A 20,498-nucleotide genomic window follows, 5' to 3' on the forward strand; every position below is an offset into this window, starting at 1 on the left:
AGGCCCCGTTTCCGGGGCCGTCGAATAGGGAAACGGGACCTTTGAGCCGCTCTGGAGCCTGGTTGCGAGCGTTGGTGATTCTCAGGCGACCTATTGCGGAGCCGAACAGTTGGTAATCGGACCTGGTTGGCGCCAGCGCAGACCGACGGCCGGCTCTGGGTAGGCCAGGAAATTCCAAGAAAAATCGACCGCCGGTATTACCTAACGCGACGACCTTCGAGGTACTAAAGGCTGCGGCCGAGGATCTTTCCTGCGCGATTCATTGCAGTTCGAGCATGAGTACCATCCCGGATAGCAAAAGCAACAGTGCGATGGCTCCGAGGGGGAAGTCTTCGTGCTACGTGCTTCGCTGCCGTGACGGTTTTCATGAAATTCCTTTCTTAGGCACAACGTAAAGAAATGTGCGCGGGGCCGTTCGCGAGAAGATGCAAATTCCGCGCAAACAACGCAGAAGGCGCAAACCGGGCGATGCGCAATCAGGAATCTAACACGAGCAAATCGCATAGCTGGACACGCCATGGACGTGCGTCCATGCAAGAAAAACTGCGCTTACCGGGGTATATCTATCTTCCGTTGATTTCTTTCAAGTTAACTGGCTGGTTCATCACAATTCGATCTCGACCATCAGTTGCATGCCTGCCTTGGCACTTGTCGACAATCGGTGAGCGGCCGAGCCGAGTCGGCGCTGCTGTACCGAATGAGCCTTTATGCAGTTCACTGCCCCTTATTTGCTGTCGGAACGACAAGGTGTGGAGCGAATTATCTGTGTACACACGCTCGACATAAATGCAAATCATTTTTCTGTGTGTAGGAGGAGGGTGAATTAGGGGGTGAATTCAGTCGCGGGTCATCGAAACCCCTGTTCTGAAATGATCCAGAGATAGGGGTCACATTAGATTCGTTTTTCTTAGCAGATTGGATTCCCGGCCTCAGTTAACTGTCGATAATGCTTCGGGGGCCGACATGGCATTTCGAGACGAAGAATCGCCCAGCTTTTCGTAGAAGGCCTTCGGTACGGTTACGTCAGTCCAGCTGATCACGCGCCGCAGCGATTTGGGCGACGCTCTTGTGCGCACGGATGAGGCACTGTCTGGGATGTGTGTGTGGATCTCGGAAAATGCCACGTCGGAGGCTTCTTCGAAGATCTCGAGACCTCGCAAGTTCAGGTCGTTCTCGCGCGCCTCGGCACGATGAACTGGCTTACTTTTCAAGCGCTTTCGATGCCCGGAGTCAAATGGTGACGGTCGTTGCGTAGTTGCTGACGGTGGATGCGACCGGTTCGATCGGCGTGCAGTCGCCACATCCGAGCAACCGCACCGAGTGGCCGCGAGGTCCCTCAGCCGGTACTTTTCGCAGCTCTCTGGACACTTCGCGAAATCGGACCTTCGAATCGAGTTCTCGCGCAACCATTCTGACGCAGCTTGTGTCAATGGCGCTACACCCGCGGCTGCCCGCAAGGTTTGACTGCCCCGGCTGCTGTGACGCCTTGGGATCCGGAGCGCAGAGATTCTGTGACAGTCGCGGCCGCTCCGCGCAGCGTGTTGCATGCGACTCAGCCGCCATTGGTGGACTCTTGCCTACCGACTCGTCGTCGTAGAACTTCGTGAGACGACCTTGTCGCAGGGAAGGGCTACAACGATTGGTCGGGCCCGGTCAACGAGGCGGGACCGGTAGTCGGTTGGTGTGCGCCGGTGAACCGCTCGACGACGGATACAACGACGATCGCGAGTGCCAGGATTCCAACGGTCCGGGCGAGTGACTTCAGTGTCTTCGGAAGTGCCTTCTTCATGCGAGGCAGATTACTGCGGACGGCACGCAATTTGTGGGCTAGGTTTCGATCCGAATCGGACTGTTCTGCCCAGTGGCCGCTCGTCCACGCAGTGTGACTATCCGTGAATCAAATCTTGTGGTGCCCCCGGCAGGATTCGAACCTGCGACCAAGAGATTAGAAGGCTCTTGCTCTATCCCCTGAGCTACGGAGGCGCGTGGAACATCATACTCGAGGGTTCGGGATGTGACGCGCGCCGCCCAACTCCGACGCGTTGTCGTAGTCGGTTCGCGAAGGTCCTACCCTTGAGGTATGGCTACACCCGACCTCGCGCCGACAGATTCCCCACCGGAGTCCACACAGCACAGCGGTGCACCCGCTTCTTCGACCGCGATATTCGTGGTCAGTGGACTCATCGCAGGGCTCACCGCAGCCATCGTGGTGGGATTCTCCGCGTCGCAGGCACTGACTCTTCTGGGTATTCCGGATCCAGGCCCGATCACCACGTACGGCCTGCCCGCGATGCGGGCACTGGGGGAGATCGCCGCGGTCATCGCGATCGGGTCACTGCTGCTGGCCGCGTTCTTCGTGCCGCCGCAGAAGTCGGGCGTCCTCGACGTCGACGGCTATCGGGCAGTCCGAACTGCATCGCACGCCGCGATCGTGTGGGCGATCTGTTCGTTCATGATGGTGCCTCTGACGCTCTCTGACACGTCGGGTCAGCCGTTTGCCGAAGCGATCAAACCGGCGAACCTGTGGTCGGGACTCGATCAGGTCGAGATCGCCGGCGCTTGGCGTTGGACTGCGATCATCGCGGTTGTTCTGGCGATCCTGGCCCGACTGACACTGCGCTGGTGGTGGACCCCGCTACTGCTGCTGGTCGGTCTTCTCGGACTGATGCCGCTCGCTCTCACCGGTCACTCGTCTTCGGGCGGGTCGCATGACATCGCTACCAACAGCCTGATCCTGCACCTCGTGGCGGCTTCGCTCTGGGCCGGCGGCTTGTTCGCGCTACTGGCACACGCGCGGCGCGGCGGCGATTACACCGACGTAGCAGCCCGACGCTTTTCGACGGTCGCATCCATCTGCTTCGTCGTCATGGGATTCAGCGGCGTCATCAACGCGATTGTCCGTCTGCCTCTCGACGACGTATTCACCACGACGTATGGACGATTGATCGTCGCGAAAACAGTTGCACTGATCATCCTCGGGTTCTTCGGTTGGGCTCAGCGGAGTCGGGCGCTACCGGCGCTGGCGGAGAATCCGAAGAGTCGCTCTGCCCTGATTCGATTTGCCGGCGCTGAAGGCATCGTGATGGCGGCGACCATCGGTCTCGCGATCGGCCTTGGTCGTACCCCGCCGCCCCCGCCTTTGTCGATTCCTTCGATTCCCGAGGTCGAACTCGGTTACAACCTTCCGGACCCGCCGTCGTTCATGGCCTTCGTGACGGACTGGCGATTCGACCTCATGTTCGGCACCGCCGCCGTTGCTGCGGCGATTCTGTACGGAATCGGTCTGCGCAAGCTGGCCAAGCGTGGGGATTCCTGGCCTGTCGGCCGAACCATCGCCTGGATGAGCGGTTGTGCGGTGCTCCTGATCGCCACGTCTTCGGGCGTCGGCAAGTACGCGCCGGCAGTATTCAGCGTTCACATGGGTGCGCACATGGCGCTGTCGATGTTGGGCCCAGTCCTGCTGGTTCTGGGTGCGCCGATCACTTTGGCTCTGCGGGCCCTGGATCCGGCAGGCAAGGACGGCGTGCCCGGCATTCGCGAGTGGATTCTGACCGCTCTGCACAGCCCGTTCTCGCGATTCATCACCCACCCGATCGTGGCGGCAGTTCTCTTCGTCGGCGGTTTCTACGCGCTGTATCTCGGCGGAATCTACGGTGCGACGGTCGACTCGCACAGCGCTCACCTGCTGATGAACCTGCACTTCATCCTCAGCGGCTATCTCTTCTATTGGGTGGCGATCGGAATCGACCCGTCACCACGTCAATTGCAGCCAGTGACCAAGCTGGCAATGGTCTTCGGCTCACTTCCGTTCCACGCCTTCTTCGGCGTGGCATTGATGAGCACCACCGCCGTCATGGGCGGCGCGTACTTCCGTTCGCTCGGCCTCGGCTGGAACAACGACCTGATCGGCGATCAGCAGCTGGGCGGCAGCATCGCGTGGGCGACCGGCGAGATCCCGCTCATGGTGGTCATGCTCGCGCTACTGGTTCAGTGGTCGCGCAGCGATGGCAGGACAGCGCGGCGAACCGACCGTGCGGCCGAGCGCGACCACGACGCCGACCTCGCCGCGCACAACGCGATGTTCGCCGAATTGGCCAGGCGAGACCGCGAAGGGTGGAAACCCCGTGAGGCTGCTGACGCGGAGACTGCAAGCGAGGACTCTGCGGACGAGACACCCAGCGAGAAGAAATCCGACGAATCCTCCACTAGCACTTAGCTCCGACACTGCCCGGGCCGTTTGGCTCGGGCAGTGCTGTTTCTCCACAGCTGTTCCACCGATGCACAGGTGGAAATCGAAGATCCCGAGCCACGCGTTTGTCGTTCCACAATCGAAACTGCCGACGCAATGATCGGCCCCGCGGCAGTTGGCGGGTTCTGGAGTTCGAAGGGGGATCGGACATGTACGAAACGCATGCAACGGTTGTCGGAACCGTCATCACCAATCCGGTGAAGCGGCAGACCACCAATGGCGAAGAGGTGCTGAGCTTTCGGATGGCGAGCAACACGCGTCGCAAAGACACGGTGACCGGAGAGTGGACGGACGGAGCGACCCTCTATCTCACGGTCAGCTGCTGGCGGCGGTTGGTCACCGGCGTCGGCGCATCCATCATGAAGGGTGATCCGGTCATGGTGGCGGGGGAGTTGCGCACCAACGAGTACACGACCAAAGAGGGTGTGCCTCGTTCCGATCTCGAGCTACGGGCGACTGCGGTAGGCGCGGACCTTGCTCGTTGCATCTCGAAGATCGAGCGTCAGAGCAAGCCGACGTCGGCGGAGAATGTCGAGGACGCAATCGACACCGTCGCTGCGTGAGGACTCAGACCGAAGGTTTCGGGCAGTCGCGGGGCCGCGAGTCGTGCCCCGCGTCCACTCGCTCGAGAAGTTCGGTGAGAGTTGCTCGCTCCGATTCGTCGAGGTCGTCGAACACATCCGAAGATTCGCGTCGTTGAGCTTTTGCGACGTCGGCAGCGAGGGTAGCGCCGGCGTCGGTGAGCTCGAGTAACACGGCTCGCCGATCGTTCGGATCGGGAGTGCGGCGCACCCATCCGGCCTCTTCGAGGGAATCCACGACGTCGGTCGCCGACCGCGGAACGATGCGCAGTCGCTCGGCAAGAAACCCGAGTCGAACCGGCTCGCCCACTCGGGTCAGTACTCGCAGCGCTCGGCTTTGCGACGGCGAGAGACCGAATGGTTCCAGCGCTGCCACCTGACGTCGGCGGATGAGCCGTGCCACGGACATCACGACGTCGGTGAGTTCGCGCTCTCGGGAATGCATGGCGTCAGTCTAGCGTTGTTGGTGTCAGCCTCATAGTGAGGTAACCTCATCAATATGAAACTAGGGTGAGAAAGCCTCCAGGAGGTAGAACGTGAAACCAGATCGCATGCGAAACATCGAACGATCCGCTGTCGAGATCACTCCGGCGGAATCCGTACCGGCAAAACGCGTACTCGGACTGTTCGCGCCGTATCGAACTCAGATCGCCATCGTCACCGCGGTCATCACACTCAGCGCGATCGTGGCGCTGGGCAGCCCGCTGCTCCTACGCGAAATGCTCGACAAGGCGATCCCGGACAAGAACCTCGGACTCGTGAGCGTTCTGGCCATCGGCATGATCGCTATTGCCGTGATCACGAGCTGTCTCGGCGTGGCGCAGACCTGGATGTCCAACAGCATCGGCCAGAAACTGATGCACCAACTGCGCGTGCGGGTCTACTCGCATCTGCAGAATCAGTCGCTCGGATTCTTCGCTCGAACCCGAACCGGAGAAGTTCAGTCGCGTATTGCCAACGACATCGGCGGTATGCAGTCGGTGGTCACCAACACGGCAACATCCATCGCGCAGAATGCAACGACCGTGGCAGCCACCATTGTTGCTCTGTTCCTTCTGGATTGGCGGCTTGCCATCTTCTCGCTGGCGATCTTGCCGGTGTTCATCCGTATCGCACGCAAGATCGGTGACGAGCGCCGCAAGATCTCTGGTAAGCGGCAGAAGCTACTCAGTGATCTGTCGGTCCAGGTGGAGGAATCTCTCTCCGTCAGTGGCATTCTCCTCGGCAAGACGACCGGCGCGAAGTCGGCTCTGACGGATCGATTCACCGAGCGTTCAGCGGAAGTCGCAGACGTCGAACTCCGAGCCATGATGGCCGGCAAGTGGCGCATGGCGACCATGTCGATCACCTTCGCAGCCATGCCTGCACTGGTCTACTGGTTTGCCGGTTTCACTCTCGATCACGGCAACACCATCACCGTCGGCACCCTCGTCGCATTCACCACGTTGCAAACACAATTGTTCCGCCCCACCATGATGCTGCTCAACACGGGCGTCGAGGTGCAGAGCTCGATGGCACTGTTCAGTCGCGTGTTCGAGTACCTGGATCTGCCGATCGACATCGCGGATCCGGAAGAGTCGAAGAGCTTCGACCGCACCAAGATGTCCGGCGAACTTCGGTTCGACCACGTCGACTTCTCGTATCCAGGAACCGACAGCAAGACCCTCGACAACATCGACCTCACGGTCCCGGCCGGCGGAACCTTGGCGCTTGTCGGCTCCACGGGTTCGGGCAAGACCACTCTCGGATACTTGGCCGCACGTCTGTACGACCCGACTGCGGGATCGGTGAGAATCGACGACGTCGATCTGCGGGACCTCGATCTGGCGACGGTCTCCGACCTGGTAGGTGTGGTGTCGCAGGAGACGTATCTCTTCCACACGACGATTCGTGAGAACCTTCGGTTCGCGAAACCCGACGCCACGGACGCCGAGATCGAGCAGGCAGCGCGCATCGCGCAGATCCACGAGTTCATTTCCGGTCTCGACGACGGGTACGACACCATGGTCGGCGAGCGCGGCTACCGATTCTCCGGCGGTGAGAAACAGCGCATAGCGATCGCGCGCACAGTCCTGCGGAATCCGCCGATCCTCGTCCTCGACGAGGCGACGAGCGCCTTGGACAATCGCACTGAACGTGCGTTGCAGGACGCGCTCGACGAGCTGATGGTCGGACGCACCACTCTTGTTGTGGCGCACCGACTCTCCACGGTTCGAGATGCGGATCTCATCGCGGTCCTCGACCAGGGCGTGGTTGTGGAAAAGGGCACCCACGACGAACTGGTGAAGCAAGGCGGGCGGTACGCGCAGCTGCTTGCGGCTTCGGGTAGCGACGCGGTCGAACTGCCTGCGGAATTGCAGACTGTGTGACAGTGCATCCATCGCGTTGGCGAGTCACCGAGCACCGACCAGAGGTGGCATGGATGTTCGTCCAGGCCACCTCCGCGTGGTTGTACGTCGTGCCGACGGGAACGGGAACGACTCCGATCTATCGCGGGTCCTGTCGGCGGTCAGCTGCGTGGCGCGCCGCGATGTATCCGAAAACCATCGCCGGCCCGATGGTCGCGCCTGCCCCGGCGTAGTCGTTGCCCATGACCGCGGACGAGGTGTTGCCCGTCGCGTAGAGACCTGCAATCGGTTCACCGGAACTGTGCATGACCTGTGCATGTTTGTTGTAGACGAGCCCGCCTTTCGTTCCCAGATCGCCGGTTCGTAGTCGAATCGCGTAGTACGGACCTTCGTCGATCATGTCCATCGAGGGGACTGGCAATGTCGGGTCCCCGTAGTAGTTGTCGTACGCACTTTTTCCACGCTCGAAGTCTTCGTCTACACCGTTGTGCGCAAACCTGTTGTATCGATGCACAGTGAGAGCTAATTGTTTCTTCGGAAGTCCGAGGCGGCCGGCCAACTCGTCGAGCGTGTCGCCGGTGTAGAGGAGTTCGTTGTCGAACCAGGATTTCGGGAACTTATGCCCCGGCATGATCGCTCCGATCTGATAGCGACTTTTGGCCTTCGCGTCGAAGATGAACCACGCTGGGTCGTGACCCCCGGCAATCTGGTTGTGGACGAATGTCACGTAGGGAGCGGATTCATTGGTGAACCGAACTCCGTTCTGGTTCACGATGATCGATCGGGGAACCGACCGTTCGGAGACCAATCCGTGCATGATCCCGTCAGGTCTCTTGAACGAGGGCATCCACCACGCGTCATCCATCAGGTCAACTGCGGCACCGATTTGTTGTCCCGCGCGGATGCCGTCTCCAGTGTTGTCGACTGAACCGAGGCTGTAGTTGGCGCTGGCGTTTTCCGGGAGATATTGCCGACGCATCTCGTCGCTCTGTTCGAAACCGCCGCAGGCGAGCAGTACGCCTTTGGAAGCTCGGATTCTGACAGTGCGGCCGCTGCGCTCGGCCACCACACCCACCACGCAATCATCGTCGTCGGTGATCAGCGATTCCATCGCAGTGTTCAGCCAAAGCGGAACGCCGGCTTGTTTGATCGCCAGGCGCAGACGGCCGACCAGGGCCTGCCCGAGTGTCTCCATGTGCCTTCTGGTCAGAACACTCTTCGCTGCACGCCACCCGGTTGCCAGCGCGGCACGTCGCCCTGCCCAGGTACGCATGACCATGTTCAGTTTCACGAACTCTTTGGATGTGATGTACAGACCGGCGGGAGTCGGAAGTGCGCCGGGGCGCAGACCGGACTCGTCGGTGCCGAGCATTTTCAGGTCGAAAGGAAGCGGTTCGATGGTACGTCCACGTGGGCGACCGCCCGGCTTCTCCGGGTGATAGTCCGAATAGCCCGTACACCATTGGAATCGCATGAGCGGGCTGGTCTTCTCGAGGAACTCGAACACGCGTGGACCTTCGTCGACGAATGCGTCGATGTTGTCCTCGGGAACTCCATCACCAACGACAGCTCGCATGTACGCCCGGACGTCGTCACGGCTGTCCGAGAGCCCTTCGCGGATGAGAGTTGGATTGTTGGGCACCCAGATGTTGCCGCCCGACAGCGCGGTGGTGCCGCCATAAACGTCTGCTTTTTCGATGACGAGGGTGTTCAGACCATTGGCGGCGGCTGCCAACGCCGCGGTCAACCCACCGGCACCGCTGCCGACAACGAGGAAGTCCACTTCGTGATCGAAGGACACTTCCCTTGATTTTGACGCGCGAGGCATTTGCCTCTCCTATTCAATTGGTTGAGGTTTTCTCTTCACGGGCCGCAGCCCGAAGCGGTTGACCGAGGTCAACCATGCGCTCGAGTGGACGAAGGCTGATGATTCAGCAATACAACGGCTTTCGCGGGCCTCGAACACCAATCGCCGTCAGCGGTGCTTGCGCAACTCGTGGCGTGCGACGCTCCTGATATGCACTTCGTCTGGTCCGTCGGCGATACCGAGGATCCGGGCACTCGCCCACATTCTCGCGATCGGGAAGTCGTCGGTGACACCGCCACCCCCGTGGCACTGGATCGATCGATTCAGGACGTTGCGCGCCACACGAGGACCGATGACTTTGACTGCCGCGATCTCGATCTGAGCGCCCTTGGCTCCGACCTGGTCGATGAGCCATGCTGTCTTCAGCACCAGAAGGCGGGCCTGCTCGATTTCCATTCGCGATTCGGCGATCCAGGTCCGGACAACTCCCTGATCCGAGATCGGCCCGCCAAAAGCGTTACGAGACTGGGCACGTCGAACCATCAAGTCCAATCCGCGCTCCGCCATGCCGATACAGCGCATGGCGTGGTGAATTCTGCCCGGACCCAGGCGCGCCTGTGCGATGGCGAACCCGTCTCCTTCGGACGCAAGCATATTTGTTGCCGGTACTCGAACGTTATCGAACCGAATTTCACAGTGGCCGTGTTGGTCGTGGTATCCGAATATCGGTAAACTGCGCACGATTTCGACTCCAGCGGTGGCGACGGGCACCAAGATCATCGATTGCTGCTTGTGGGGCTCTGCCTCGGCATTCGTCTTCCCCATGACTACCAGAATTTCGCACCGTGGGTCTGCTGCACCGGTCGTCCACCATTTTCGACCGTTCACGATGTATTCGTCGCCGTCCCGAACAATCGACGTCATGATGTTTCGGGCATCGGAGGACGCAACATCGGGTTCAGTCATGGAGAAGCCCGAACGCATTGTGCCGTCGAGCAGTGGTTGAAGCCATCGCTCCTTCTGCTCGCGGGTTCCCACCAGGTGCAGGATCTCCATGTTTCCGGTATCGGGCGCCGCGCAGTTGAGGGCTTCGGGGGCAATGTAGGGCGAGCGTCCCGTCACCTCGGCGATGTGGGCGTAGTCGAGGTGAGACAGTCCTGAGAGCGCCGGCATGAACAGATTCCACATGCCCTGGCGTCTCGCTTCCAACTTCAGCGACTCGACTACGGGTGGCAAGACGTGACTGCGAGGTCCTGCGGCCTCGAGTTGTTCGGAGTAAACCGACTCAGCTGGGTAGACGTGTTCGTCCATGAATGCTTCTAGACGCGCGATGATTTCGCGCGCAGCGGGGCTCGGAGCTAAGTCCATTGACGGCACCTTTTGTCGTGAATTGTCATTCGGGGTTGGTTGAGAGGATGACTTTGCCCAGCGCTCGTCGACTCATGACTTCCTCGAGTGCGGTAGGAGCATTGATCAGCTGGTGGATGCTGTTCACATGAGGAGACAGAGCGCCACCGTCGTACATGTCGAAGAGCGCTCGCATGTTGTCCGCGTTGCACTCCGGATTACGCTTCGCCCATGCGCCCCAGAGAACTCCATGTAGCGCCCCGCCAACGACGAGGAGGCGATTCATGCCGATCTTCGGAATCTGCCCCGAAGCGTAGCCAACCGTCAAATATCTTCCTGCGGTGGATAATGCGCGCACCGCTGTAGCGGCGTGATCTCCACCGACCGGGTCGTACACAACGTCTACACCGGACGGTGCGACCTGTGCGACTCGTTCGCGAAGGTTGCCCGTTGTGTAGTTGATCAACTCGTCTGCTCCATGTTGCTTACAGACCTCGAGTTTCGCTTCGGAGGACGCCGCCGCCACCACGCGTGCACCCAATGCTTTGCCGATCTCGATTGCGGTGAGCCCGACGCCCCCGGAGGCACCCAGGACGAGCAATGTCTCTCCTGGTTGGATCGCAGCTCGGTCGACGAGTGCGTGGTAGGACGTTCCGTAGGTAACCACGAATCCGGCAGCGTCGGAGAAACTCATGGAATCAGGGATGACAAAGACCTTGTCACTGGTGACCGCCACGAGTTCCGCGTATCCGCCCATGCCGCAGAAGGCCATGACTCGCTTCCCCGGGGCGACCCCTTGGACGTCCGAGCCGACACTGTGCACTACACCCGCGACTTCCGACCCGGGAATGAAGGGGAGTGGGGGTTTAGTTTGATACGTTCCGGCGACGATCAACCCGTCGGGAAAATTGACACCCGCCGCCTTGACCGAGACGAGAACTTGGTTCGGTGTCGGCGTGGGATCGTCAATTTCTGTGAACTGCAGTTGATTCGGCAACCCCAGCTGGGTACATACGTGCGCCTTCACGGCCGCTCCGACGGTACGAGGGGCGTCCGCACGAAGGTTGCCCACGCCTTGACCGCCAATCCGCCGGTCTGCCGCGTGCAGGCGAGTTCGACGTCGATCTTGTCACCTTCGTCGTCCGCATAGGTTCGTTCGACAAGCGCTGAGCATGTCAGAGTGTCATCGGGCCAAACCTGTTCGAGGAACCGAACTCGTATCGCTCGGATGTTCTCTGCACCCAGCCAATCGGTGGCGAAGGTGGCCAGGAGCCCAGCTTGGAACATCCCGACCGAAAACGGACTCGGGTACCCCGCCGCCTCGGCGAAAACCTGGTCGTGATGAATCGGATTCATGTCTCCCGACGCACCTTGGTACCTGACGAAATCGGTGCGGGATACCGGACCGACAACCCACGGGGTCGGGACTGACACTGTGTTGATCAAGATTCCTCCACAGTCGGTCGAGCAGTTTCCACTCCGGTCATAGTTGCCCGAGCAATGAGATTTCCCTGTTCGTCTTCGAAATCCGTTGTCATCACGGCAAAAGTCATCTCGCCGCCCTTCCGTCCCTGCTTCGTGTAGATGTCGACGATCCGCGAAGTGCAGTTCAGACGAGTACCTGCGCGGGGAGGTGGACCGAAGAACTCGTACTTCTGTTCGGCATGGAGTCCGCGTTTGCCGTCGAGCTCTACCTTCCGCCACGGATCCGAGCCCTCTGTCTGCCAGAGGAGGGTCGTGGTGAGAAACGTCGGGGGCACTACCGGGAACTCGTCTTCGACATAGTTCCGATTGCTCGAATACGTGGCAACGGCGAACTCACGAATCTTGCCGCGCTCGATGTCCATACGGAACGGGGTGCCCGTGATACCTAGTGACTCTTTGTCGACCACAGCTTCTCCTTCAGAGCCCATGGGTGGCTATGCATGTTGGCTACTTACCGAAACGACTTCGCCCGTCATGTACGACGAGTAGTCGCTTGCAAGAAAGACCATGACGTTGGCGACCTCCCACGGCTGTGCCGCACGACCGAAAGCCTCACTCTTGCTGAGCTTTTCGAGCAGTTCGTCGCTGGTCACCTTGGCAAGGTGAGGATGCATCGCGATGCTCGGTGCAACCGCGTTGACCCGGATTCCGTGCGGTGCCACGTCGAGGGCAGAGCATCGTGTGAGCGCCATGACGCCGGCTTTCGCTGCGGCGTAGTGCGACTGCCCTTCCTGCGCACGCCAGCCGATGACCGACGCGTTGTTGACGATCACCCCCGACCCTCGTGGAATCATGACTCTCAACACTGATCGTGTGGTGCGGAAAGTGCTCGTCAGGGTCACATCGAGTACCGAACACCACTGCTCGTCGGTCATACTTTGAATGCTCGCCGTCCCGCCGAGGCCTGCGTTGTTGATGAGGACGTCGATGGATCCATACTCGGCAACCACCCGATCGACCATTGCGTCGATCTGCTGATTGTCCGTGACATCGCAAGGAACAGTGAGTGGGCGGGTGCCGAACTCGGACTCGATGCGGTCGGCGGCCGCGATCAATCTGCGCTCATGCCGGTCACTGATCGCCAGTCGGGCACCTTCGGCAGCAAAGCGTTGTGCCGCTGCGAATCCGATTCCAGTTCCCGCTGCTGCTGTCACCAGAACGGATTTGCCTTCAGCAAGGCCGTGTCCCGGACCAGGGATCGGCGCAGTCGTCTCAGACAATTTCACTCATCGCCTCTGTCAACTCTTCCACCGTCCATCGCGAGTCTCTGGCGATGGTCTTTCCGTACTGCCACCCGAGAAACTGGCGGACTTCGCCGCCTTTGGCGTAAAACACCTGACCAGTGGCGGGGCACTTCTCGGTGAGCAGATAGGCCACAACTGGCGAGACGTTGCCTGGATGATAGGTGTCGAATGTACTCGGATCGTCAGGTGCTGCAACAAGTTCCTTGATACCGGGAACGTTCTCGGTCATCCGTGTCCTGGCCACAGGCGTAATTGCGTTGACTCGCACACCGTATCGGGCGACCTCCTGTGCGAGGATCGTTGTCAACGCTGCGATCCCGGCCTTCGCGGCGCCGTAGTTGCTCTGACCGACGGCACCGAGCAGCCCGGAGGTGCTCGATACGTTCACGATCGACGCCGCGACGGTTTCGCCCGACTTCGAACGCTCGCGCCAGTAGTTGCCGAATACAGTGCAGGGCGCGAATGTAGCGCGTAGTTGTCCCGAGATCACGTCGTCCCAATCGGCCTCGGGCATGTTCAGAAACATTCGATCACGCAGGATGCCGGCATTGTTGACCAGGCCGTCGACCGAGCCGAATGCCTCGAGGGCCAGGTCCAGGAGTTCGCTCGCGCCGTCGATCGTCGTGACGTCCGCGACACTGGCAACTGCGATTCCTCCGGCCGCGACGATTTCGTCGACGACCGATGCCGCAATACTGATGTCGTTTCCGTGCCCGTCCGGTCCGGCGCCGGTGTCGTCGACAACCACTTTTGCGCCTTCGGCCGCAAGTAGCAGGGCGTGCTCCCGGCCCAAACCACGACCGGCGCCGGTTACTATGATTACTCGATCTTTCAGCTGATTCATTTCAGTTCGTTGTTCCTTTCACGTTTTCAGTTGACAAGACTCGACTGTCCAATTCGGGTGCGGGTGTGAGTCGAGCAAGGACGGCCTCCGCGTCCTGCATGATGCGTTCGACGAGTTCTGCGCTACTGGGGATGTCGTCGATCAGTCCGACGACCTGCCCGGTCGCCATGACTCCGATATCCGTGCGGCCGTCGAGGAGTGCGGATCGGTACAGCATCGGTGCGTTGGCGGCCATCACAACTTGCCGCCAGCCGAGTTCGTGGCTCTTCCGCATTTCCAGGCCTTCACGTATCAACTTCGACCAGGGTGTTCCCGAGAGACGTTGGAAAGCAACAGCATTGCGGGCAGCACGTAACATGCGCGTCGGTCCGTGGCTTGATTCGAGTTGATCGATCGTTCCTGCGCGCAGCACACGCTGAGGAACCCCGTCGATCTCGAGTGTGACCACGGTGTCGTTGACCGACTTCGAGAGATAGACATCTTTGACTGCCTGAGACACCGGCGAATCGCTGGTGAGCATGAAGCGAGTCCCCATCGCGATTCCGTCTGCACCGTAGGCGAGTGCTGAGACGAGACCTCGGCCGTCGAAATATCCGCCTGCCGCGATCACGGGGATGTCGACGGCGTCGACTACCTGTGGCAGAAGCAAACTCGTGGGGACTGCGCCTGTGTGTCCGCCGCCCTCGCCGCCTTGAACGACAACTGCGTCAACTCCCCACGCTGCAACTTTCTCGGCATGTCTGCGAGCTCCGATCGACGGCACGACAACAAGGCCTGCATCTTTGAGTCGGCCGATCAGCGCCTGGTTCGGTGCGAGCGCAAAGGAGGCGATCTTGACCCCCGATCGAATGAGAAGTTTGATTCTGCGATCGATGTCGTCCTGGTTGGCTCGCAAGTTCACGCCGAATGGTTGGTCGGTGCGGTCTTTGACGTAATCGATGGCGCTGACGAGTTCGTCGTAGGTCAGCATCGCCCCGGCGATGATTCCCAAACCGCCGGCTTTGGTTGTGGCCGCCGTAAGTCGGGCGTCCGAGACGTACCCCATGCCGGTCTGCACAATCGGATACTTCACACCGAAGAGTTCGCAGATACGGGTGTGCAGTGGCCCGGTACCTGAGTTCGGCACGGTCATGCCGGTACTTCCTTGTCACGTAGGTTCCGTGGATCGATGACGTTGCGAATCAGGTCGAGTTCCTCGCTTGTGGGGGTTCGAGTAGTGGGTACGGCTTTGGGCAGGTGGAGTTCGAACCCGGTTGCGGCTACTACTTCGTCGACGGTTACGCCGGGGTGAGTCGACACCAGACGCAACTGTCCGCTATCCGGCTCGAAGTCCAGAACTGCGAGATTTGTGACAACTCGTCGTAACTCGTGGTATCGGCTGGCCGACGGTCCGGCCTTGCGTGCATTGTCGTTTCCGACACCGGAAACCATGTCGACCTGTGAAGTGAGAACGCGTGCACTGTGTTTCGGCACCCAGTAACTTGTCGGGTGATGCACGGTATTGCTCGGCGCTCCGCGGACTCCCAAGAGTTGCACTGTCGGCCGCGAATGATCACCTATCGCGGAGATGTTGCAGTTCCCATAGGAATCGAGCTGCGTGGGAATCATCATGATGTGCCGTTTGCCATTCCAGACGAGATTGAAGATCTGGTTGAAGGGCAACCACGATTCGACCTCGCCTGCCGGAGTTCGGTCGACGGCCCACGTGCCGCGCACGGCTGACGCTTCTCCGTCGGACAAAACGAGATCGGGTTCGAAAGTGTGACGCGCCAATCGCACACCGATTGCAGGTATCACGCCGAATGCGCTCGCGATCACTTCACCGTTGCCTCGGTACGCCTCGGCGCACGCGATCGCGCAGACCTCTGCCCGAGTGGCGTCACTCATGCCGGCACTCCTTCGAATTCCGCAGCGACGAGTCTCTGGTAGTCGGCCTCGGAGCCGGACAGATATCGGTCGACGAAGCGTTGCCAAGCTTCTGGATCTTTTGCTGCAGTGGCATATTCGAGTTGGAAAGCCTCGTCACGATCGTAGTCGGGTACGCAGGATGTGAAATGCGCACCACCTGGAGCGTGAACGACTCCCGATACAAGCAACCGGGGAATTCGAATCGTCGACGGATGTGCATCCGCGGTCAACTCCGCAGTGGGAACCACTTGTTCGCAAGAGACATAGACCGATTCGGCAGCCAGGCAGAACAGGTCGTCGAAGTACAGGTCCGGCCCGAGGTATTGGGCATTGCCATGCATGTCCGCGCGGTTCATATGTACCAGCGCGGCATCGAGGGGGAGCGCCGGCATCGCAACCAATGATTCGCCCGCATAAGGATCGACGATCGTCTGCAGTTCCGGATTCACCCGGAGGACGTCGGAACCGAGTCCCGCGCGAGTCGGCAGGTAGGGCATACGGATCCCGGCCGCGTACAGGCCCCATTGGAGCATGCCCTCGTCGTATTCGCTGACCTCGATACGACCAGCCTGTCGGGCTGCTCTGAAGTGAGGGTCCAGGGGGATCGAGTCCAGCGAGACGAAACCGAACACAACCTTTCGAACCTTTTCGGCTGCGCACAACAACCCCACATCAGCTCCGCCGTACGACACAACGGTCAGATCGGTCAGTTCTGACTTGAGGATCTCTCGGATGAGTGACATCGGCTTCCGGCGCGAACCCCACCCGCCGATTCCGATTGTCATTCCCGATCTCAGTCGACTTACGACATCTGCTTCCGACATTGTCTTGTCCGACACGCGTCCGTCCTCTCCTGGTATTTCACGAGCGCTCAAAGTCTCGTATCAAACGTTTGCTACGCGGTACGGAGCGACTGTAGCAAACGTTTGATTCGCGGTATAGAGTCAAAATTGCAACCTCGTCAGAGGTGACACGTGAAGACTCGTCAGGAGGACTTGAATGGAATGGTCGGATCGTCACGACTTGATACTCGAACAGGCTGCAGAACTGTTCGCCACCAAGGGGATCGCGGGCACCAAAGTTCGCGATATCGCTGATGCGGTGGGAATTCTGTCCGGAAGCCTTTATCACTACTTCCCATCGAAGGATGCAATCGCGAATACGATTGTCACACAATATCTTCAGGCGCTCACGAGCGCATACGGGTCGATCCTGGAATCTGCCGGTGACCCACGTACTCGCCTCGGTTCGCTGGTTCGAGCTTCGTTTCAGGTCAGTCAGGCGCACCCACACGCCTCCGAGATCTATCAGAACAACAGCACCTATCTCCGGAAACTTGACTCCTATCACGACATCCGTGAGGCCGCCCGTAGCACCAAGGACGCCTGGATCGCTGTTATCGAATCCGGAATGAGCGCAGGCGAGTTTCGATCGGACCTGCCGGCGGAGATTCTCTACGGACTGATTCGCGACGCTGTGTGGTTGTCGCTCCGATGGTTCAGCCCCACAGAGGAGTTCGGTCTTTCAGAGCTCGCCGATGCCGTCGTTTCGGTGTTTCTCGACGGCATCGATGCGCCGCTGAAATCAGCATCTGTCGGAAGTGGTCCCGCGCGTGAGGGTGTGAGGTCGTGAACCTGGCACCGCAGGGCGACAACGGTTTGTGTGAGCCCCTGGTGGCGGCGTGGTTCCGTGAGTATCTGCCCGATGCCACGCAAGGATTGCTCGAATTCGAACGGATCGCCGGTGGACGCTCGAACCTGACTTACTCGGTGAGCGACGAGGCAGGTTCTCGATGGGTGCTACGTCGACCCCCGCTCGGAATCAGGCATGCATCCGCCCATGATGTAATTCGCGAAGCTGACATTCTCGAGCGACTGCAGAACGTGCCGGTTCCGTCACCGATCGTTGTAGGCAAGTGCATTGACGAATCTGTGACTGGTGCTCCGTTCTTTGTCATGGACTTCATCGACGGCGCAGTCCTGCGTGATCCGGAGGTAGTACGCGCGAAAATCCCGTACGAAACGCGAGCCGGATTGGCCGCGGAACTGGTTCGCAATCTTGCCGCCCTGCACTCGGTCGACCCTCGTGAGATCGGATGGAATGCTCTGGCCGATCGGACGGACTACATCGATCGTCAGTTGAATCGGTGGTTGCGGAACTGGAAGGGTGATCGTGTGCGAGATAGCCTCGACCTCGAACGCACACATGCCAAGTTGTCTCGAAATATTCCCCCTCAGTGCAGTAGCAGCGTCGTGCACGGTGACTTTCGCCTTGACAACTGCATTGTCGGCGCCGACGGCGTGATCGCCGGAATACTGGATTGGGAACTGGCCACGGTGGGTGACCCCTTGGCAGACCTGGGCCAACTGTTGGTCTATTGGGCCGAACCCGATGACGATGTTTGTGCATTGGAGAATGCTCCGACTCGAATCGAAGGTTTCCCGTCGCGCGATGAGCTGTTGGACGTCTATATCTCTGCGGCCCAACAAGATGCGGACTTCAATATCGACTTCTACATTGCGTTCAACTGGTGGAAGATCGCATGCATTGTCGAGGGTGTGTACAGCCGCACGCTACGTGGCGCGATGGGCGAAATCGAGCGGTCGGCGGAATCGTTCGGCGCCCAGGCGGACAGGCTTGCGGCACAAGCGTGGCGAATGGCCCAACGGATTTGACGGAAATCTTCCGTGCGACTTTCTGGTCTAGTGGAATATGCCTCCGGGGCAACGTATTTCGCCATTCTCTGTTCATGTTGCGGCGTTAACGTCCACCGTGATCCTTCTGTGAATGCTCCTGAGGTTTTTCTCTTCACACCCGATGTCAACATGGCACAATTTGTCACACTGAGATCGTTCGAACATCCGACGGTGACGGACGGCCTGGTGTCGCGGTGCTGTTGCAGCGGGCCGTAACCAGTAAGCCCGGTAGCGCTTTTCGGCTCCACGTGCCCCACATGCACCATAAATTGTGGGAATGACTTCAAGGAATTCGCATGCAAGCTTCCGCTCGTGCAGACGCTACGACCCCGGCGGGGTTCCTGGATCGACTGGCGTCGGTCATGGATGCTTTCGAAGTGTCCGGACAGCTCACTCTCAGTCAAGTTTCGCGAATTACCGGCTTGCCTCGTTCGTCGGTGCATCGCATGCTCGAGCAGCTCGTCGCCAAGAAGTGGCTCCGGCGGGATGGCACTGATTACTGCCTTGGAATCAGATTGATGGAGCTGGGAAGCCTTGCAATACAACAGGATCGATTGTATTCGGTCGCTTTGCCCTTCCTCCGCGAGTTGCATCGAGTGACCGGACTGGTAGTGCAGTTCGGAGTGCTGGACGCGCCGGATGTCGTTTACCTCGACAAGATCGGCGGAATGCTGTCCGGTGTAGTTCCTACTCGTGTCGGCGAACGTTCTTCGGCCGACAGGTCGGCTCTTGGACGTGCGCTCCTTGCGTTCGGAGGCTCCCCTGTGGGCGCTGAAGCGCCGATGACTCTAAGGCAGGAACTCAGTCGAATACGTGATACCGGCGTAACGTACGGCGCGGGGCTGTTGAGTCCCGGCCTCAATTGCGTTGCTGCACCGGTTGGGCCGCAAGGAAACGCGATTGCTGCCGTTGCTGTTTCCGGTCCGTCCGCGATGCTCAAACTCGACTACCGAAGTGCGGTACCTGTCCGCCTTGTAGCGTCATCGATTTGGGGGGCGGTTGGCCAAACTGCGACACATTTCGATGTTCAACGCACCATGCGTGAACTGCGAGCGTTGCCGTCGGCGGGACCCAGGCGTATGCGTTCGTGAACGTCGATGATCCGTAGACTTGGTCCTGCGCTGCCGCCTCGAATCGCGTCAAATGGCGATGGGGGTGAGACGAGGTGGCCTGGCGTCTCGATGTCCAGCCGGTGGCGGAACTGATCGAAGGCGAAGTGGACGGTACATGGCTTCCGCAGCCGATGCCAGGGTTCTTCCTGTTCGACTCCGAAGCACGGTGGCGCACCGTGCGATACTGGCATGAGCATGGTTCAGTGTCTAACTCCCCGTCGCTCACCCAACGGCGGAAGGAGCAGGCAAAGTTGGAGATATCACGTTGTGCTGCAGAGCTTTTTGTCCTTCGCGGCGAGAATCCGGTGACCGCCGAGGGCATTGCACGCGCAGCTGGAATCGGACTTCGCACGTTCTATCGATACTTCGGACGAAGGAAGATGCGGTGAGGCCGATACTCGCCAACGGGATCGACGAATGGCTCGGGTATATCGCGTCCAGTTCGCCGGGTACGCCTGTTGTTCAGGTGATGGCATCCGCCGCCCGCGTCGCACTGAATTCACCTGCCGCAACACCCGATGCGATTGCGTTGATTCGCCGACTTCAAAGGATTGTTCCTGGCGATCCGGCGCTTCGGAACGCGTGGTGAGCTTGGTCAACGACACCGAGACTGCTTTGGTGCTCGTACTGCGTGATTTGATGGGACCCGGCGCAGACCCACTGGAAGTGCGTTTGCTTGCAATTGCAGCGAACACGGCCCAGCGGATGGCCGTTGTCGCGTGGGTTGACGGGGACTCCCCGGCGTATGGCGACGGCTCGCCTGCGGAAGTTGCGATGAGGTGTATTCGCATTCTGACCGCGGGACTGGGGCACGTGTCGACCTGAACGCCACTGGCCTTGTCGCATTCGTATTGATCGGCGCTGAACGAACTGGCCG

The 20,498-nt window shown here is 59.9% G+C and carries 21 protein-coding genes and 1 tRNA gene; 9 read left to right on the top strand and 13 right to left on the bottom strand.

What is annotated here, in order from left to right; translation table 11 throughout:
- Window positions 1–1,630: 1,630 nt before the first annotated feature.
- On the bottom strand, window positions 1,631–1,789 hold the full coding sequence (locus ABIE52_RS03535) for a hypothetical protein (protein ID WP_003945304.1): 159 nt from the start codon (window positions 1,787–1,789) through the stop codon (window positions 1,631–1,633).
- A 118-nt stretch (window positions 1,790–1,907) separates the two neighbouring features.
- Window positions 1,908–1,983 (bottom strand) — tRNA-Arg (locus ABIE52_RS03540).
- Between the two features lie 97 nt (window positions 1,984–2,080).
- Between ABIE52_RS03540 and ABIE52_RS03545 the strand changes: the two genes are divergently transcribed.
- Both ABIE52_RS03545 and ssb read left to right on the top strand, forming a co-directional pair.
- Complete coding sequence (locus tag ABIE52_RS03545; protein WP_007733346.1) at window positions 2,081–4,216, top strand: bifunctional copper resistance protein CopD/cytochrome c oxidase assembly protein; 2,136 nt, start codon at window positions 2,081–2,083, stop codon at window positions 4,214–4,216.
- Between the two features lie 182 nt (window positions 4,217–4,398).
- Complete coding sequence (gene ssb, locus ABIE52_RS03550; protein ID WP_064113153.1) at window positions 4,399–4,812, top strand: single-stranded DNA-binding protein; 414 nt, start codon at window positions 4,399–4,401, stop codon at window positions 4,810–4,812.
- Window positions 4,813–4,816: 4 nt separating this feature from the next.
- Here the strand turns inward: ssb and ABIE52_RS03555 are convergent, their stop codons facing one another.
- Window positions 4,817–5,275 (bottom strand): MarR family winged helix-turn-helix transcriptional regulator, encoded by a 459-nt coding sequence (locus ABIE52_RS03555; protein ID WP_003945320.1) that lies wholly within the window; start codon window positions 5,273–5,275, stop codon window positions 4,817–4,819.
- A gap of 106 nt (window positions 5,276–5,381) precedes the next feature.
- On the opposite strand from ABIE52_RS03555, the gene ABIE52_RS03560 reads away from it, so the two are divergent.
- Window positions 5,382–7,199: an ABC transporter ATP-binding protein gene (locus ABIE52_RS03560; protein ID WP_007733348.1), complete on the top strand. Its 1,818-nt coding sequence runs from the start codon at window positions 5,382–5,384 to the stop codon at window positions 7,197–7,199.
- Between the two features lie 118 nt (window positions 7,200–7,317).
- On the opposite strand, the gene ABIE52_RS03565 is transcribed toward ABIE52_RS03560, so the two are convergent.
- From ABIE52_RS03565 to ABIE52_RS03610, 10 genes are all read right to left on the bottom strand, one after another.
- On the bottom strand, window positions 7,318–9,006 hold the full coding sequence (locus tag ABIE52_RS03565; protein ID WP_192712944.1) for an FAD-dependent oxidoreductase: 1,689 nt from the start codon (window positions 9,004–9,006) through the stop codon (window positions 7,318–7,320).
- Window positions 9,007–9,153: 147 nt separating this feature from the next.
- On the bottom strand, window positions 9,154–10,353 hold the full coding sequence (locus ABIE52_RS03570; protein WP_030537580.1) for an acyl-CoA dehydrogenase family protein: 1,200 nt from the start codon (window positions 10,351–10,353) through the stop codon (window positions 9,154–9,156).
- A 25-nt stretch (window positions 10,354–10,378) separates the two neighbouring features.
- The gene (locus tag ABIE52_RS03575; RefSeq protein ID WP_354541460.1) at window positions 10,379–11,404 is read right to left on the bottom strand and encodes an NADPH:quinone oxidoreductase family protein; all 1,026 of its coding nucleotides are present in this window, start codon (window positions 11,402–11,404) and stop codon (window positions 10,379–10,381) included.
- Window positions 11,356–11,778 carry a MaoC/PaaZ C-terminal domain-containing protein gene (locus ABIE52_RS03580; protein WP_007733354.1) on the bottom strand — a complete coding sequence of 141 codons (423 nt, stop codon included), beginning with the start codon at window positions 11,776–11,778 and terminating at the stop codon, window positions 11,356–11,358. The genes ABIE52_RS03575 and ABIE52_RS03580 overlap by 49 nt, the downstream gene beginning before the upstream one ends.
- Window positions 11,775–12,224 carry an FAS1-like dehydratase domain-containing protein gene (locus tag ABIE52_RS03585; RefSeq protein WP_003945322.1) on the bottom strand — a complete coding sequence of 150 codons (450 nt, stop codon included), beginning with the start codon at window positions 12,222–12,224 and terminating at the stop codon, window positions 11,775–11,777. The genes ABIE52_RS03580 and ABIE52_RS03585 overlap by 4 nt, the downstream gene beginning before the upstream one ends.
- 27 nt (window positions 12,225–12,251) lie before the next feature.
- Entirely contained in the window at window positions 12,252–13,037 is a 786-nt protein-coding gene (locus tag ABIE52_RS03590) for an SDR family oxidoreductase (RefSeq protein WP_256938604.1), read from the bottom strand.
- A complete protein-coding gene (locus ABIE52_RS03595; RefSeq protein WP_030537576.1) occupies window positions 13,030–13,905 on the bottom strand; it encodes an SDR family NAD(P)-dependent oxidoreductase in 876 nt (291 codons plus the stop codon). The genes ABIE52_RS03590 and ABIE52_RS03595 overlap by 8 nt, the downstream gene beginning before the upstream one ends.
- A gap of 1 nt (window position 13,906) precedes the next feature.
- Window positions 13,907–15,037 (bottom strand): NAD(P)H-dependent flavin oxidoreductase, encoded by a 1,131-nt coding sequence (locus ABIE52_RS03600; RefSeq protein ID WP_054826992.1) that lies wholly within the window; start codon window positions 15,035–15,037, stop codon window positions 13,907–13,909.
- Window positions 15,034–15,792, bottom strand: coding sequence for a CoA-transferase subunit beta (locus ABIE52_RS03605; protein WP_042446091.1), 759 nt, complete (start codon window positions 15,790–15,792; stop codon window positions 15,034–15,036). Before ABIE52_RS03605 ends, ABIE52_RS03600 begins: the two co-directional genes overlap by 4 nt.
- The gene (locus tag ABIE52_RS03610) at window positions 15,789–16,652 is read right to left on the bottom strand and encodes a CoA transferase subunit A (protein ID WP_007733364.1); all 864 of its coding nucleotides are present in this window, start codon (window positions 16,650–16,652) and stop codon (window positions 15,789–15,791) included. The genes ABIE52_RS03605 and ABIE52_RS03610 overlap by 4 nt, the downstream gene beginning before the upstream one ends.
- A gap of 160 nt (window positions 16,653–16,812) precedes the next feature.
- Here ABIE52_RS03610 and ABIE52_RS03615 point away from each other — a divergent pair, with 160 nt between their 5' ends.
- The 6 genes from ABIE52_RS03615 (at window position 16,813) to ABIE52_RS03640 (ending at window position 20,446) form a co-directional block, all read left to right on the top strand.
- Window positions 16,813–17,445, top strand: a complete 633-nt coding sequence (locus ABIE52_RS03615) for a TetR/AcrR family transcriptional regulator (protein WP_007733365.1) — start codon at window positions 16,813–16,815, stop codon at window positions 17,443–17,445.
- Window positions 17,442–18,488: a phosphotransferase family protein gene (locus ABIE52_RS03620; RefSeq protein WP_042446088.1), complete on the top strand. Its 1,047-nt coding sequence runs from the start codon at window positions 17,442–17,444 to the stop codon at window positions 18,486–18,488. Before ABIE52_RS03615 ends, ABIE52_RS03620 begins: the two co-directional genes overlap by 4 nt.
- A gap of 317 nt (window positions 18,489–18,805) precedes the next feature.
- Window positions 18,806–19,600 carry an IclR family transcriptional regulator gene (locus ABIE52_RS03625; RefSeq protein WP_192712945.1) on the top strand — a complete coding sequence of 265 codons (795 nt, stop codon included), beginning with the start codon at window positions 18,806–18,808 and terminating at the stop codon, window positions 19,598–19,600.
- 74 nt (window positions 19,601–19,674) lie between these two features.
- On the top strand, window positions 19,675–20,010 hold the full coding sequence (locus tag ABIE52_RS03630) for a TetR family transcriptional regulator (protein WP_308252543.1): 336 nt from the start codon (window positions 19,675–19,677) through the stop codon (window positions 20,008–20,010).
- Entirely contained in the window at window positions 20,007–20,210 is a 204-nt protein-coding gene (locus ABIE52_RS03635) for a hypothetical protein (RefSeq protein WP_256938605.1), read from the top strand. Before ABIE52_RS03630 ends, ABIE52_RS03635 begins: the two co-directional genes overlap by 4 nt.
- Entirely contained in the window at window positions 20,207–20,446 is a 240-nt protein-coding gene (locus tag ABIE52_RS03640; protein WP_007733370.1) for a hypothetical protein, read from the top strand. The genes ABIE52_RS03635 and ABIE52_RS03640 overlap by 4 nt, the downstream gene beginning before the upstream one ends.
- Window positions 20,447–20,498 lie beyond the last annotated feature (52 nt).

Source organism: Rhodococcus sp. OAS809, assembly GCF_040546695.1.
Lineage (GTDB): Bacteria > Actinomycetota > Actinomycetes > Mycobacteriales > Mycobacteriaceae > Rhodococcus_F > Rhodococcus_F qingshengii.

Coding starts and splice junctions, on each gene's coding strand:
- ABIE52_RS03535 (WP_003945304.1), bottom strand. CDS start 1,789: ATGAAGAAGGCACTTCCGAAGACACTGAAGTCACTCGCCCGGACCGTT.
- ABIE52_RS03545 (WP_007733346.1), top strand. CDS start 2,081: ATGGCTACACCCGACCTCGCGCCGACAGATTCCCCACCGGAGTCCACA.
- ssb (WP_064113153.1), top strand. CDS start 4,399: ATGTACGAAACGCATGCAACGGTTGTCGGAACCGTCATCACCAATCCG.
- ABIE52_RS03555 (WP_003945320.1), bottom strand. CDS start 5,275: ATGCATTCCCGAGAGCGCGAACTCACCGACGTCGTGATGTCCGTGGCA.
- ABIE52_RS03560 (WP_007733348.1), top strand. CDS start 5,382: ATGCGAAACATCGAACGATCCGCTGTCGAGATCACTCCGGCGGAATCC.
- ABIE52_RS03565 (WP_192712944.1), bottom strand. CDS start 9,006: ATGCCTCGCGCGTCAAAATCAAGGGAAGTGTCCTTCGATCACGAAGTG.
- ABIE52_RS03570 (WP_030537580.1), bottom strand. CDS start 10,353: ATGGACTTAGCTCCGAGCCCCGCTGCGCGCGAAATCATCGCGCGTCTA.
- ABIE52_RS03595 (WP_030537576.1), bottom strand. CDS start 13,905: ATGAATCAGCTGAAAGATCGAGTAATCATAGTAACCGGCGCCGGTCGT.
- ABIE52_RS03600 (WP_054826992.1), bottom strand. CDS start 15,037: ATGACCGTGCCGAACTCAGGTACCGGGCCACTGCACACCCGTATCTGC.
- ABIE52_RS03605 (WP_042446091.1), bottom strand. CDS start 15,792: ATGAGTGACGCCACTCGGGCAGAGGTCTGCGCGATCGCGTGCGCCGAG.
- ABIE52_RS03615 (WP_007733365.1), top strand. CDS start 16,813: ATGGAATGGTCGGATCGTCACGACTTGATACTCGAACAGGCTGCAGAA.
- ABIE52_RS03625 (WP_192712945.1), top strand. CDS start 18,806: ATGCAAGCTTCCGCTCGTGCAGACGCTACGACCCCGGCGGGGTTCCTG.